The following is a 13,802-nucleotide window of genomic DNA, read 5'->3' as shown; positions in this document are numbered from 1 at the left end:
GCGGACTATCCGGGCCCAATGGCTTGCGCAAGGCGAGGCGTACGATGAGCAAAGAAGTACTGCTGGTTGTTGAATCGGTATCCAACGAAAAAGGTGTACCGCCCGGCGTCATTTTCGAAGCGCTGGAAGTGGCCCTGGCCACTGCAACCAAAAAACGTTTTGAAGACGAAGTCGACCTACGTGTGGAAATCAACCGCCACACGGGTAGCTACGAGACTTTCCGTCGCTGGACCGTGGTCGACGAAGCCGATCTTGATGATCCGGCGATCGAGACCTGGCTGGACAAGATCAAGGACACCCACCCTGAAGCCAAGGTCGGTGACGTGATCGAAGAGAAGATCGAGTCCATCGAGTTCGGTCGTATTGCCGCCCAGACCGCCAAGCAGGTCATCGTGCAGAAGGTCCGTGAGGCCGAGCGTGCCCAGGTGGTCGATGCCTACCGTGAGCGCGTTGGCGAGATCATCTCCGGTACCGTAAAAAAGGTTACCCGCGACAACGTCATCGTTGACCTGGGCAACAACGCAGAGGCCTTGCTGGCCCGCGAAGACATCATTCCGCGCGAAACCTTCCGTGTTGGCGTGCGCCTGCGTGCGCTGCTCAAGGAAATTCGCACTGAAAACCGTGGCCCACAGCTGATCCTGTCGCGCACTGCGCCGCAGATGCTGATCGAGCTTTTCCGCATTGAAGTGCCGGAAATTGCCGAGGGCCTCATTGAAGTCATGGCTGCTTCCCGTGATCCGGGTTCGCGAGCCAAGATTGCCGTCCGCTCCAAGGACAAGCGTATCGATCCGCAAGGTGCCTGCATCGGCATGCGTGGTTCGCGCGTCCAGGCCGTATCCGGGGAGTTGGGTGGTGAGCGTGTGGATATCGTCCTTTGGGACGATAACCCGGCGCAGTTCGTCATCAACGCCATGTCGCCGGCTGAAGTCGCGGCGATCATCGTTGATGAAGATGCCCATGCCATGGACATCGCCGTCGCCGAGGACAACCTGGCCCAGGCCATTGGCCGTGGCGGTCAGAACGTTCGCCTGGCCAGTCAGTTGACCGGCTGGACCCTGAACGTGATGACCGAAAAGGACATCCAGGCCAAGCAACAGGCCGAAACCGGTGACATCCTGCGCAATTTCATCGAGGAACTGGAAGTCGACGAGGAGCTGGCCCAAGTGCTGGTCGACGAAGGCTTCACCAGCCTTGAAGAAATTGCCTACGTACCGTTGGAAGAAATGCTCAACATCGATGGCTTTGACGAAGATATCGTCAATGAGCTCCGCGCTCGAGCCAAGGACCGTTTGTTGACCAAGGCCATCGCTACCGAAGAAAAACTGGCAGACGCCCACCCGGCCGAAGACCTGCTCTCCCTTGAGGGCATGGACAAAGACCTGGCGGCTGAACTGGCGGTGCGCGGCGTGGTTAACCGCGAAGACCTGGCCGAGCAGTCGATCGACGATCTGCTCGACATCGACGGCATCGACGAAGAGCGTGCCGGCAAGTTGATCATGGCCGCCCGAGCCCACTGGTTCGAGTAATTAGGCGCGGCCTGAGGAGAGAAGTGCATGACGCAAGTCACGGTGAAAGAACTGGCCCAAGAGGTCGAGGCACCGGTAGAGCGCCTGCTGCAGCAGATGCGTGAGGCAGGTCTGCCGCACACCGACGCCGGTCAGGTAGTGACCGACAATGAGAAGCAGACCCTGCTGACTCATTTGAAAAGCAGCCACAAGAGCAAGGCGGAAGAGCCGCGCAAGATTACCTTGCAGCGCAAAACCACCAGCACCCTGCGTGTCGCCGGTAGCAAAAGCATCAGCGTAGAAGTACGCAAGAAGAAAGTTTTCGTTCAGCGCAGCCCTGAAGAAATCCAGGCTGAGCAGAAGCGTGAGCAAGATGAGCGCCGCGCGGCTGAAAATGCCGCTCGCGACAAGGTCGAGGCCGAAGTTCGCCAGCGCAACGAAGAGCAGGCTCGCCGTCAGGCGGCGGGCTCCGCAGCCGCCGCTCCTGCACCTGCCGCCAAGCCAGAGCCGGCGCCTGCCGCTGCTCCGGCCCCGGTAGTCGCAGACGCCCCGGCCTCTGAAGACGCCGCAGCCCGTGCTGCAGAGCGCAAGAAAGACGAGACCCGTCGCAACGAAAGCCGTACCCGTGATGACGACCGTCGTCGTGGCGAAGCACCTCGTGTGTCGATCAAGGTCAAGGTCAAGGAGAAGGAAAAAGCGCCGACTCCACGTGCGGCTCCGCGCACTACCGACGAAGAGAGCGATGGCGCTCGTCGTGGCCGCGGTGGCAAGAGCAAGCTGAAAAAGCGTAATCAGCACGGCTTCCAGAACCCGACCGGCCCCGTCATCCGTGACGTGACCATCGGCGAGACCATCACGGTCTCCGAGCTGGCTAACCAGATGTCCGTCAAGGGCGCTGAAGTGGTCAAGTTCATGTTCAAGATGGGTACCCCGGTCACCATCAACCAGGTGCTCGACCAGGAAACCGCTCAGCTGATCGCAGAAGAGCTGGGCCACAAGGTCACGCTGGTCAGCGATACCGCCCTGGAAGACTCCCTGGCCGAATCGCTGAAGTTCGAAGGCCAGACCGAGTCGCGTGCGCCGGTGGTTACCGTCATGGGTCACGTTGACCATGGTAAGACCTCGCTGCTCGACTACATCCGTCGTGCCAAGGTTGCCGCTGGCGAAGCCGGTGGTATTACCCAGCACATCGGTGCCTACCACGTGGAAACCGACCGCGGCATGGTCACCTTCCTCGATACCCCAGGTCACGCTGCGTTTACCCAGATGCGTGCCCGTGGTGCCAAGGCGACCGACATCGTCATCCTGGTGGTGGCGGCGGACGACGGTGTGATGCCACAAACCCGCGAAGCCGTTCAGCATGCCAAGGCAGCCGGTGTTCCGCTGGTCGTTGCGGTGAACAAGATCGACAAGCCAGGTGCTGACCTCGATCGCATCCGTAACGAGCTGTCCGTCGAAGGCGTTACCTCCGAGGACTGGGGTGGTGACACGCCGTTCGTCAAGGTTTCGGCGAAGATGGGTACCGGTGTCGACGAACTGCTCGAAGCCGTTCTGCTGCAGGCCGAGATCCTCGAGCTGACCGCTACCCCGACCGCCCCAGGTCGTGGCGTGGTCGTCGAATCGCGCCTGGACAAGGGCCGCGGCCCGGTGGCGACCATCCTGGTTCAGGACGGTACCCTGCGTCAGGGCGACATGGTCCTGTGCGGTTCCAACTATGGCCGCGTACGCGCCATGCTCGACGAGAACGGCAAGCCTGTGAAGGAAGCCGGCCCGTCGATCCCGGTCGAAATCCTCGGCCTGGACGGTACTCCGGAAGCCGGTGACGAGCTGTCCGTGGTTGCCGACGAGAAGAAAGCCCGTGAAGTTGCCCTGTTCCGTCAAGGCAAGTATCGCGAGGTCAAGCTGGCCCGTGCTCACGCCGGCAAGCTGGAAAACATCTTCGAGACCATGGGTCAGGAAGAGAAGAAAACCCTCAACATCGTTCTCAAGACCGATGTGCGTGGTTCTCTGGAAGCGCTGCAGGGTTCGCTCGGCGGCCTGGGCAACGACGAAGTGCAAGTGCGCGTGATTGGTGGTGGCGTCGGTGGTATCACCGAGAGCGATGCCAACCTGGCGCTGGCTTCGAATGCAGTACTGTTCGGCTTCAACGTGCGTGCCGATGCCGGTGCGCGCAAGATCGTCGAGCAGGAAGGTCTGGATATGCGTTACTACAACGTGATCTACGACATCATCGAAGACGTCAAGAAGGCCCTGACCGGTATGCTCGGCAGCGATGTTCGCGAGAACATCCTGGGTGTCGCCGAAGTACGTGACGTGTTCCGTTCGCCGAAGTTCGGCGCCATCGCTGGCTGTATGGTCATCGAGGGTACCGTGTACCGCAACCGTCCGATTCGCGTACTGCGTGATGACGTTGTGATCTTCGAAGGCGAGCTGGAATCGCTGCGTCGCTTCAAGGACGATGCCTCCGAAGTCCGTTCGGGCATGGAGTGCGGTATTGGCGTCAAGAGCTACAACGACGTCAAGGTCGGCGACAAGATCGAAGTCTTCGAGAAAGTCCAGGTGGCTCGTACCCTTTAAGGGCGAGCGAGCCGCAAGCGCCTGCTACAGGGCGGCTTGCGGTACCTCTTCAGGTAGCGCCCGGTCAGGCATTCGTCTGTCCGGGCGTTTGCCGCTTTAAGTTACAGGTAGCAAGAATGGCCAAAGAATATAGCCGTACCCAACGTATTGGCGATCAGATGCAGCGCGAGCTGGCCGAGCTGATCCGTCGCGAAGTCAAGGACCCGCGTGTCGGTCTGGTGACTATCACCGCCGTGGACGTGAGCCGTGACCTGGGCCATGCCAAGGTGTTCATCACCGTCATGGGCGAGGAAACCCCGGATGCCGTGCAGCAATCGCTCAAGGCATTGAATAGCGCCGCCAGCTTCCTGCGTCTGCACCTGGGGCGTTCGATGCAACTGCGCAGCGTGCCGCAGCTGCACTTCCATTTCGATGAAAGTGTCAGCCGAGGTGTGCACCTGTCGGCGCTGATCGAGCGTGCAGTGGCCGAAGACCGCCTGCACAAGGATGCCGACGAGTCGGACACCAAGGAGTAAGCGGTGGCCCAGGTCAAACGTATCCGCCGCAATGTCAGCGGCATCATCCTGCTCGACAAGCCGCTGGGCTTCACTTCCAATGCCGCCTTGCAGAAGGTGCGTTGGCTGCTCAACGCGGAAAAGGCCGGCCACACCGGTAGCCTCGACCCGCTGGCAACCGGCGTGTTGCCGCTGTGCTTCGGTGAAGCGACCAAGTTTTCGCAGTACTTGCTCGATTCCGACAAGGGCTACGAAACCGTCATGCAGATGGGGCAGACTACCAACACCGGCGATGCCGAGGGTGAGGTGCTGCAGACCCGCGACGTGACCGTTGGTCGCGCCGACATCGAGGCGCTGCTGCCACGTTTTCGCGGCCCGATCAGCCAGATACCGCCTATGTACTCGGCGCTCAAGCGTGACGGCCAGCCGTTGTACAAACTGGCACGTGCAGGAGAGGTAGTGGAGCGCGAGGCGCGTTCTGTTACTATTAACCGCTTGGAGTTGCTCGAGTGCGAAGGCACCCGTGCACGGCTGAGCGTAGGATGCAGCAAAGGCACCTATATCCGCACGCTGGTGGAGGATATCGGTGAAGCCCTTGGTTGCGGCGCCTATGTCGCCGAGCTGCGCAGGACCCAGGCTGGGCCCTTTGCGCTGGCACAGACGGTCACCCTCGAGGAACTCGAACAGGCCCATTCCGAAGGTGGCAACGAAGCGCTCGATCGCTTCCTGATGCCATCGGACAGCGGGCTGCAGGACTGGCCGTTGGTCAGCCTGTCGGAACACAGTGCGTTCTACTGGCTGCATGGGCAGGCTGTACGCGCGCCGGACGCGCCACAATTTGGCATGGTCCGGGTACAGGATCACAATGCGCGCTTCATCGGTATCGGTGAAGTGAGCGAAGACGGGCGCATTGCGCCGCGTCGGCTGATTCGGTCGGAATGACCGAAACCGCGGGGCCAGGCAGTTGCCGAGCCCCACGGCATCAAGGGTGGCTGTCAGTAGGCACGGTCACACCTTTTTTATTAATACAGGGATTTGTCCCTGGCCTATTGGACCCCGCATGCGGGATCCGTTATCAGGAGAAGCCAAATGGCCCTCAGCGTTGAAGAAAAAGCTCAGATCGTTGCCGAATATCAGCAAGCCGCCGGCGATACCGGTAGCCCGGAAGTGCAGGTTGCTCTGCTGACCGCCAACATCAACAAGCTGCAAGGCCACTTCAAGGCCAACGATAAAGACCACCACTCCCGTCGTGGTCTGATCCGTATGGTCAACCAGCGTCGTAAGCTGCTGGATTACCTGAAGGGCAAAGACACCACTCGTTACAGCGCCCTGATCGGTCGCCTGGGCCTGCGTCGCTAATAGCGGCCTGGTCAGTGGTGTGCGTGGGGTGTCGCAGGCTTCGGCAGGGCTGTTTTGCAGCGCTGCCGTTGGACATGCCACGCGTATCTCCGAGGTTGGCAGCCTGGCAATGCTGAGCGGTTTTTCCGCTTGGTGCCAGGCTCCCAGCCTCGTGTTGTATCTGGACGGTCAATGGGGCCGATTCCCCGTTCTGCCCAAGAATTCGCAAGAAACCAGTTCCCCCAAGAGCCACTGAAAAAGGTAGGAAACCGTGAACCCGGTAATCAAGACTTTCCAGTTCGGTCAATCGACCGTCACTCTCGAAACGGGCCGTATTGCCCGTCAGGCAACCGGCGCCGTGCTGGTTACCGTCGACAACGACGTCACCGTGCTGGTGACTGTGGTAGGCGCCAAACAGGCTGATCCAGGCAAGGGTTTCTTCCCGCTGTCGGTTCACTACCAGGAAAAGACCTACGCCGCTGGCAAGATCCCAGGTGGCTTCTTCAAGCGTGAAGGCCGTCCTTCCGAGAAAGAGACGCTGACCTCGCGCCTGATCGACCGTCCGATCCGTCCGCTGTTCCCGGAAGGCTTCATGAACGAAGTGCAGGTCGTCTGCACCGTGGTTTCCACCAGCAAGAAGACCGATCCGGACATCGCTGCGATGATCGGTACCTCGGCTGCCCTGGCCATTTCCGGTATTCCGTTCGAAGGCCCGATCGGCGCTGCCCGCGTTGCCTTCCACGAAAGCACTGGCTACCTGCTGAACCCGACCTACGAGCAACTGGCTGCCTCGAGCCTGGACATGGTCGTTGCCGGTACCTCCGATGCTGTACTGATGGTTGAGTCGGAAGCTCAAGAGCTGACCGAAGACCAGATGCTGGGTGCCGTACTGTTCGCCCACGACGAGTTCCAGGCTGTTATCCAGGCTGTCAAAGAGCTGGCTGCCGAAGCTGGCAAGCCGACTTGGGACTGGAAACCTGCCGTTGCCAACACCGAGCTGTTCAATGCTATCCGCGCCGAGTTCGGCGAAGCGGTTTCGCAGGGCTACACCATCACCGTCAAAGCCGACCGCTATGCGCGTCTGGGTGAGCTGCGCGACCAGGCGGTTGCCAAGTTCTCCGGTGAAGAAGGCCAGCCTTCGGCTTCCGAAGTCAAAGACATCTTCGGCGAAATCGAATACCGCACCGTTCGCGAAAACATCGTCAACGGCAAGCCACGTATCGACGGCCGCGACACCAAGACTGTACGCCCGCTGAACATCGAAGTAGGTGTGCTGCCGAAAACTCACGGTTCTGCACTGTTCACCCGTGGCGAAACCCAGGCCCTGGTCGTTGCGACCCTGGGTACTGCCCGTGATGCCCAGCTGCTGGACACCCTCGAAGGCGAGAAGAAAGACCCCTTCATGCTGCACTACAACTTCCCACCGTTCTCGGTAGGTGAGTGTGGCCGCATGGGCGGTGCTGGCCGTCGCGAAATCGGCCACGGCCGTCTGGCCCGCCGTTCGGTTCAGGCCATGCTGCCTGCTGCTGACGTGTTCCCGTACACCATCCGTGTGGTTTCGGAAATCACCGAATCCAACGGCTCCAGCTCCATGGCTTCGGTCTGCGGTGCTTCCCTGGCCCTGATGGACGCCGGTGTGCCGATGAAGGCGCCGGTTGCCGGTATCGCCATGGGCCTGGTCAAGGAAGGCGACAAGTTCGCGGTCCTGACCGACATCCTGGGTGACGAAGACCACCTGGGCGACATGGACTTCAAGGTAGCCGGTACCGCCAAAGGCGTCACTGCGCTGCAGATGGACATCAAGATCAACGGCATCACCGAAGAGATCATGGAAATCGCCCTGGGCCAGGCCCTGGAAGCGCGCCTGAACATCCTCGGCCAGATGAACCAGGTCATTGGCCAGTCGCGTACCGAACTGTCGGCCAACGCCCCGACCATGATCGCGATGAAGATCGACACCGACAAGATCCGCGACGTCATCGGTAAAGGCGGCGCCACCATTCGCGCCATCTGCGAAGAGACCAAGGCTTCGATCGACATCGAAGACGACGGCTCCATCAAGATCTTCGGCGAAACCAAGGAAGCGGCAGATGCTGCCAAGCAGCGCATCCTGGGCATCACCGCTGAGGCCGAGATCGGCAAGATCTACGTCGGCAAGGTTGAGCGCATTGTCGACTTCGGCGCCTTCGTCAACATCCTGCCTGGCAAGGACGGCCTGGTGCACATCTCCATGCTGAGCGATGCTCGCGTCGAGAAAGTCACCGACATCCTGAAAGAAGGCCAGGAAGTCGAAGTGTTGGTACTGGACGTGGACAACCGCGGCCGTATCAAGCTGTCGATCAAAGACGTTGCTGCGGCCAAGGCCTCGGGCGTCTAAGCGACACACGCTACAGAGAAAGGGCCCCTCGGGGCCCTTTTTTCATGGGCGACGGGAACCTTTTGCGGACTTGCATCTTGCATGCAGGTTTACCGCGCTGATTGCAAAATGCACGACCATCGAAGTGATGGCTGTTTGCTAACTTATTGATTTAAAAGAGAATAATAGAAGCGGCAAAGCTGGCACAGCCCGTGCAACTACCTTCATACCTGCCGCCAGGACATACGGCGCAGACCTTTCGAAAAACAGGAGTGACCCACATGAAGAAGTTCGCCATTGCTGCCGCTACTGCTACCGCTCTGACCCTGACCATGGCTAACGGTGCATTTGCCGCTGAGCCAACCCAGGCTCCAGTCATGTTGGCGGCCAACACCGTCGACAACGCCAAGCAAGAAGGCTCCGACACTTGGATCACTACCAAGGTGAAAGCTGACCTGCTGACTGAAAAAGGCATCCCAGGCAGCGACATCAAAGTCGAGACCAGCCAAGGTGTTGTGTCCCTGTCTTCTGATGTGAAGGTTACCGAATCGCAGAAAGAAGAAGCGGTACGCATCACCAAGAACATCAAAGGCGTCAAGAGCGTAATGTCTGACGGCCTGAAAGCCGAATAAGGAATGTCCCGTCGGCCAAATGGATTTGGCCACTTTCATCAAAGCCCTGGCCCGTGCCAGGGCTTTGTCTTGCGCTCAATACGCCGGGTTGCGTGTGATGACATCGCTTTCGAAGCATTCCTGCTCAAGGATCAGAGGCTCTACCAATGGGCGGCTGTCGCGAAAATGCGCGGTCTGGGTATGTGCTTCATACGCAGCATCATCGCGGTAGATTTCGTACAGGTAGATCACCTCCGGATCGACTCGGTCCTGTGACACATCGAACACCAGGCAGCCTGGCTCACTCGCCACGGAAGCTGCAGCATTGACCTTGATTGCACTCAGAAAAGCGTCGGCGCATCCAGGCTTCACTCGGGTCTTGATGAACAGGCTATACACAAATGGCTCCTTTTGTTTTAAATTCAATAATGAATTGTATACAAAAATGGAGCTTCGCCAATGTCCGAATTGCCTGCACGCCCTGGCCGCCTGAATGGCCTGCGCCACATCGCCCTGCTGGTGCCCAACCTGGAGGAATGTGAACGCTTCTACGTCGATGTGCTGGGCATGGAAGTGCTGAATCGCGCCAATGAGGACCTGGTGTATCTCACCTGCGGTAACGACAACCTGTCGCTTGGGCGTGGGGCAGGGGCGGCCAACGGGTTACAGACCCTGGATCACTACGGATTCATCGTCGACAGCGTGGAGGAGCTGGAAGCCTGGTACCAGTACTTCAAGGCTCATGGTGTGACCTTGCTCGACCGGCCGTTCAATCATGGTGACGGCGCGCGTAGCTTCCACCTGCTGGACCCGGCTGGGAACAAGGTTCAACCGCTGTATCACCCGGCGGTGTCGGGGCAGCGGTTGGTTTGAAGCCCGTACTGGCCTCTTCGCGGGCACGCCCGCTCCCACAGGTATTGCGCAGGTCCGAGGTTGTGCGCCATCTCTGTGGGAGCGGGCGTGCCCGCGAAGAGGCCAGGCCTGCCAGAGGGGATTACTCGGCATCCAGGTGCATCGGCGTAATCACCCGCCCATCGCTCTCAGGCTGGCCCAGGCTGGTATCGATGAAGTACACCCGGTCATCTTCCAGCTTGCCCTTGTCCACCAGGTAATCCTTGATACTGCTGGCCCGCTCCTGCCCCAGTGTGCGCAGCAATGCGCTACTCTCAGCCCATGACTTGATCACCGCCTCGCGCAGCTTGGCGGTACGCTCGTCACGGCTCAGTTGCTCCCATTCTGCTGGCGGCTGCTTTTTCAGGCGGCTGCGGTAAATGCCTTCGAGCATCGCGGGCTTGTCGCTGTCGTCGACCACCAGCATCGAGGCATTGGCCGGCACCTTGTCACCCCGTCGCTGCAGGATTTTGTACCAGGTGGCCTGGTACTCACGCTCCAGACGCTGTTGGGCGATCAGCGGGCCGTCGCTGGCCTGGGCGCTGGTGCCTTCGATTTCCAGGCGCAGTCCCGGGCGCTCTTTCAGTGCGGATGCCAGCTTGTCCAGGGACGCCTGGGCATCGCCGCTGAGTTCGCTGGAGCCCGGGGCGAACGCCACGTTGCCAAGGTCTTCCGAGCCGCCGCCGCTGATCAGCCCGCCAATGAATTTGAATGGCGCCTGCGCCGCGCGCAGTACCAGGTTGCGTAGGGTTTGCCAAACGATCGGCATCACGCTGAATTGCGGGTTGTTGAGGTCGCCAGACACCGGCAGCTCGATCGAGATCTTGCCCTCGGTATCCTTCAGCAATGCCACCGCCAGGCGGATCGGCAGGTCGACCGCATCCGGGCTGTCGACTTTCTCGCCCAGTTGCAGTTGTTCCACTACTACCTTGTTCTCGGCCTTGAGTTGGCCGTTGGTGATCAAGTAGTGCAGGTCCAGATTCAGCCGGCCCTTGCGGATGCGGAATCCGGCGAACTTGCCGGAGTAGGGGGTCAACGTGGTCAGTTCGACGCGCTTGAAGCTGGTGGCAATGTCCAGACTGGCCAGCGGGTTGAACGGGTTGAGTGCGCCCTTGATGGTAACCGGAGCGTAGCGGTCTACCTTGCCCTTGACGTCGACCTTGGCCGGCAGCGGCTTGCGGTTGTCGATGGTGCCGATCTGGCCGTTGAGTTGCTGGATGGCCGTGGCGAAGTTGGGGGTAAGCGACAGGTCGGCAAAGTTGGCCGAGCCGTCCTTGATGTCGATCTGGCCGATATGGATGCCGAGCGGCTTGCTGTTGCTGGCCGTGGTCGGCTTGGCCTGGCTGCTCGTCGGGGCGCCGGCCGGTTGCGGGATCAGCAGGTCATTGACGTTGGTAGTACGGTCTTCGTTGATGATGAAGCGTGCATAGGGCTGCAGCAGGGTCACCTTGTCGATCGACAGTGCATCGCCGTGCACGTAGGACAAGCCGTCCACGCTCACCTGTTGCCATTTGACGAAGTCGCGGCTCTTGATGGTGTCGAGGGTATGCAACTGGCTGACCTGCGCCTTGCCGGTAACATTGAAGGCCAGCGGTGCGGTGTTCTTCAGGTCGACCTTGAGGTCGCTGGAGAGCATGCCACTGCGCAGCTCCAGCAGGATGAACGGGCTGATGTAGGCCTGGGCCACACGCAGGTCGATGTCGCGGGTGCTCACATCCAGCTTTGCCCATATCGGTGCCAGGTTGACTTGGCCTGCGGCCTGCAGCTTGCCTTGCTTGCCCACACCAGTGTCGAGTTTGACGGTGAAGGGCGACTGGTTGAGGCTGTCGAAACCTTGCAGGTCGGCATTGAGAGGGCCAATGTCCAACGCTACCGGTTCCTTCTGGCTGCGATCTGCCAGGTGCACCAGGTAATTGCGCAACTGCACGTCCTTGAGCAGCACTTGCCAGGGTTTGCTTGGCTCCTTGGCAGCTTTCTCTTCAGGCGTAGGTTCTGCGGCAGCTGGCTCGGCCTTTTCCTTCGGCGTGGCCTTGGCGGGTTGGCTGGCGAACAGCTTCTGCCAGTCGAGCTGGCCGTCTTTTTCCAGCGCCGCCCAGGTTTCGAGTTTTTCGCTGCGGACCTTGCCCACGATGACCTGCTGTTTGACCAGATCAATGGAAGTTTCGCTAACCGCCAGGCTGGCCAGGCGTGCCAGCGGTCGGCCATCCGGCGCCTTGATGGCGAATGGCGCGATCTGTACGGAAGCGTTATCCAGCAGCAGCTCGGTCTGTTTGGCGAGGTTGAGCGTGTAATGCGTATCGAGGTTGAACACGCCGTCTTCCAGCACCAGAGGCACGGCATCGCGCACGTAGGGCCAGAACAGCTTCATCTTGCCGTCAGTGACCTTCAGTGTGCCTTCGGAGGCGATCGGCGACAGGCTCAGTGTACCCTTCCAGTCCACGCGTCCGCCGTTGGGGCCGCTGGCCACCAAGGTCATGTCGGCGCTGTCGTTGGGCAGGGTGCTGAGGTTTTTCAGCTCCAGACTCATGTTGTCGTAGAGGAACTCGATCGGCTCGCTGGGGCGCAGGTCCTCGAAGTGCAGGTAGCCTTCGACGAGCTTGATGCTGCCAATACGTAGCGGGAACGGGTCGCTGGGTGGCTCTTCGGGTTTGGCTTCGCTGGCCGGTAGTTTGAACAATCCGGTCAGGTTGAGGGTGCCGTCTTTGGCGAACAGCACTTCGTTGCGCGGTTTGTCAAGTTCCACTGCTTCCAGATGCAGGGCTTTGGTCCACAGGCTGTCGAGCGAGGCGTTAGCGTAAAGACGCTCGAAACCGACCTGCTCCTTGCCCGGCTCGCCGATCTGCAGGCCCCACAGCGTCAGCTCGAGGCTGAAGGGGTTGAGTTCGATCCGCTCGAGGTGGGCCGGCACGGTGGCGTATTGGGCCAACTGCTGGTTGGCGATGCGCAGTGCAACACCGGGAAGAACGAGAAAGCCGAGCAGGCTATACAGGGCTACCAGGGCCACGATTGCGCCAGCGGCGCGAGTCAATCCTTTGTACATGTGTCGCTTCGTCTGTCTAAGCCGGAGTGCTTGGAGTATGGCACGTTAAATCAGTTCCGCAGGGGCGACCTTTTGCGCTCAATCAATGCCCATGCGCCGTTTGGCCCGGTGTGCCGAGCCGTCGCGCATTGCCCAGCGCAGGACCGGCGCGGTGCCGCGCAGGCCCAGGCGGATCAGGCGCTGCTGCAGGGGCCCATGCTGCAGCCCGAGCATGGCCTGGGCCCAGCCGGGCAGCAAGTCGATACCCGCGTGCAGCATCAGTTTGCCAACCGGCTGTGCCAGGCGGCTGGGGGCCGGGGCGTCGAGCAGGATCTGTATGACCTCATGGCTGCGCGCATCACAGTGCAGCTGCGGGCGCATGTGTTGCAGATAGTCTTCAACTTGCTGGCACGAGCGCGGTACGTCACGGGCACCAAGGCGCTCGGCGATCAGGGCGATTTCGTTGTAATAGGCATTTTGCTCGGCGCGTGGCAGGTGTGGGTTGCGGTAACGTAGGTGGGCGGCGAGGAAACTGCTGACCTCCGCTACGTGCACCCAGGTCAACAGATCCGGGTCGCTGGCCGCATAGGGGCGGCCATCTGGTGCCGTGCCGGTGACCTGCAGGTGAATGGTGCGCACTTTGTCGATCAGCCACTCGGCATCGCCGGTGGCGCCGAAGGTGGTGCCGGAAATGAACTGGCTGGTGCGGCGCAAGCGGCCGAGCAGGTCTTCACGAAAATTGGAGTGGTCCCATACACCGGCCAGGGCCAGAGGATGCAACAACTGCAGCATTAGCGCGCTGATGCCACCGACCAGCATGCTAGGGAAGTCGCCATGTACCCGCCAGCTGATGCTGTGTGGGCCGAACAGGCCGGGGTCGCCCTTGGGCGACTCCAGGTCGAGCTGGCCGAGGGCCAGCCCAGTGAGGCTCATGACCTGGGTTTCGATGCGGCGACGAAGGGCTTCCATGGCGACCTGTTGTGCAGGGCGGCCATGGTTGGCGGCCGCCGG

Annotated in this window: 11 protein-coding genes; 8 read left to right on the top strand and 3 right to left on the bottom strand. The window is 60.6% G+C overall.

The genetic code is table 11. The features are described 5' to 3' along the window. The first annotated feature begins 44 nt into the window (after positions 1 to 44). From nusA to AC3B5Q_RS22250, 7 genes are all read left to right on the top strand, one after another. Entirely contained in the window at positions 45 to 1,526 is a 1,482-nt protein-coding gene (nusA, locus tag AC3B5Q_RS22280; RefSeq protein ID WP_003249963.1) for a transcription termination factor NusA, read from the top strand. Between the two features lie 27 nt (positions 1,527 to 1,553). After that, positions 1,554 to 4,082, top strand: a complete 2,529-nt coding sequence (gene infB, locus AC3B5Q_RS22275; protein ID WP_021784326.1) for a translation initiation factor IF-2 — start codon at positions 1,554 to 1,556, stop codon at positions 4,080 to 4,082. Positions 4,083 to 4,198: 116 nt separating this feature from the next. Continuing rightward, on the top strand, positions 4,199 to 4,597 hold the full coding sequence (rbfA, locus tag AC3B5Q_RS22270) for a 30S ribosome-binding factor RbfA (RefSeq protein ID WP_003249967.1): 399 nt from the start codon (positions 4,199 to 4,201) through the stop codon (positions 4,595 to 4,597). 3 nt (positions 4,598 to 4,600) lie between these two features. Continuing rightward, positions 4,601 to 5,518 (top strand): tRNA pseudouridine(55) synthase TruB, encoded by a 918-nt coding sequence (gene truB / locus AC3B5Q_RS22265; protein ID WP_021784325.1) that lies wholly within the window; start codon positions 4,601 to 4,603, stop codon positions 5,516 to 5,518. 147 nt (positions 5,519 to 5,665) lie between these two features. Next, positions 5,666 to 5,935: a 30S ribosomal protein S15 gene (gene rpsO, locus AC3B5Q_RS22260; protein WP_003249971.1), complete on the top strand. Its 270-nt coding sequence runs from the start codon at positions 5,666 to 5,668 to the stop codon at positions 5,933 to 5,935. Positions 5,936 to 6,185: 250 nt separating this feature from the next. After that, positions 6,186 to 8,291, top strand: a complete 2,106-nt coding sequence (gene pnp, locus AC3B5Q_RS22255) for a polyribonucleotide nucleotidyltransferase (protein WP_004575780.1) — start codon at positions 6,186 to 6,188, stop codon at positions 8,289 to 8,291. Between the two features lie 260 nt (positions 8,292 to 8,551). Then, positions 8,552 to 8,902, top strand: coding sequence for a BON domain-containing protein (locus AC3B5Q_RS22250; RefSeq protein ID WP_021784324.1), 351 nt, complete (start codon positions 8,552 to 8,554; stop codon positions 8,900 to 8,902). A gap of 75 nt (positions 8,903 to 8,977) precedes the next feature. Here the strand turns inward: AC3B5Q_RS22250 and AC3B5Q_RS22245 are convergent, their stop codons facing one another. Further along, the gene (locus tag AC3B5Q_RS22245) at positions 8,978 to 9,280 is read right to left on the bottom strand and encodes a heme-binding protein (RefSeq protein ID WP_021784323.1); all 303 of its coding nucleotides are present in this window, start codon (positions 9,278 to 9,280) and stop codon (positions 8,978 to 8,980) included. Positions 9,281 to 9,340: 60 nt separating this feature from the next. Between AC3B5Q_RS22245 and AC3B5Q_RS22240 the strand changes: the two genes are divergently transcribed. Continuing rightward, complete coding sequence (locus AC3B5Q_RS22240; RefSeq protein WP_010955354.1) at positions 9,341 to 9,754, top strand: VOC family protein; 414 nt, start codon at positions 9,341 to 9,343, stop codon at positions 9,752 to 9,754. Between the two features lie 121 nt (positions 9,755 to 9,875). Here the strand turns inward: AC3B5Q_RS22240 and AC3B5Q_RS22235 are convergent, their stop codons facing one another. Beyond that, positions 9,876 to 12,812 (bottom strand): DUF748 domain-containing protein, encoded by a 2,937-nt coding sequence (locus AC3B5Q_RS22235; protein WP_488392740.1) that lies wholly within the window; start codon positions 12,810 to 12,812, stop codon positions 9,876 to 9,878. Between the two features lie 78 nt (positions 12,813 to 12,890). After that, positions 12,891 to 13,760 (bottom strand): oxygenase MpaB family protein, encoded by an 870-nt coding sequence (locus AC3B5Q_RS22230; protein WP_021784321.1) that lies wholly within the window; start codon positions 13,758 to 13,760, stop codon positions 12,891 to 12,893. Positions 13,761 to 13,802: the final 42 nt, after the last annotated feature.

Source organism: Pseudomonas sp. D5(2026) (assembly GCF_057766845.1).
The sequence above is the reverse complement of the archived record's forward strand: the minus strand, read 5'-3'. Positions and strand labels throughout refer to the sequence as shown.

Bases quoted from the DNA above. Each gene is read 5' to 3' on its own strand.
- nusA (WP_003249963.1), top strand. From the start codon at position 45: ATGAGCAAAGAAGTACTGCTGGTTGTTGAATCGGTATCCAACGAAAAA.
- infB (WP_021784326.1), top strand. From the start codon at position 1,554: ATGACGCAAGTCACGGTGAAAGAACTGGCCCAAGAGGTCGAGGCACCG.
- rbfA (WP_003249967.1), top strand. From the start codon at position 4,199: ATGGCCAAAGAATATAGCCGTACCCAACGTATTGGCGATCAGATGCAG.
- rpsO (WP_003249971.1), top strand. From the start codon at position 5,666: ATGGCCCTCAGCGTTGAAGAAAAAGCTCAGATCGTTGCCGAATATCAG.
- AC3B5Q_RS22250 (WP_021784324.1), top strand. From the start codon at position 8,552: ATGAAGAAGTTCGCCATTGCTGCCGCTACTGCTACCGCTCTGACCCTG.
- AC3B5Q_RS22240 (WP_010955354.1), top strand. From the start codon at position 9,341: ATGTCCGAATTGCCTGCACGCCCTGGCCGCCTGAATGGCCTGCGCCAC.
- AC3B5Q_RS22235 (WP_488392740.1), bottom strand. From the start codon at position 12,812: ATGTACAAAGGATTGACTCGCGCCGCTGGCGCAATCGTGGCCCTGGTA.
- AC3B5Q_RS22230 (WP_021784321.1), bottom strand. From the start codon at position 13,760: ATGGAAGCCCTTCGTCGCCGCATCGAAACCCAGGTCATGAGCCTCACT.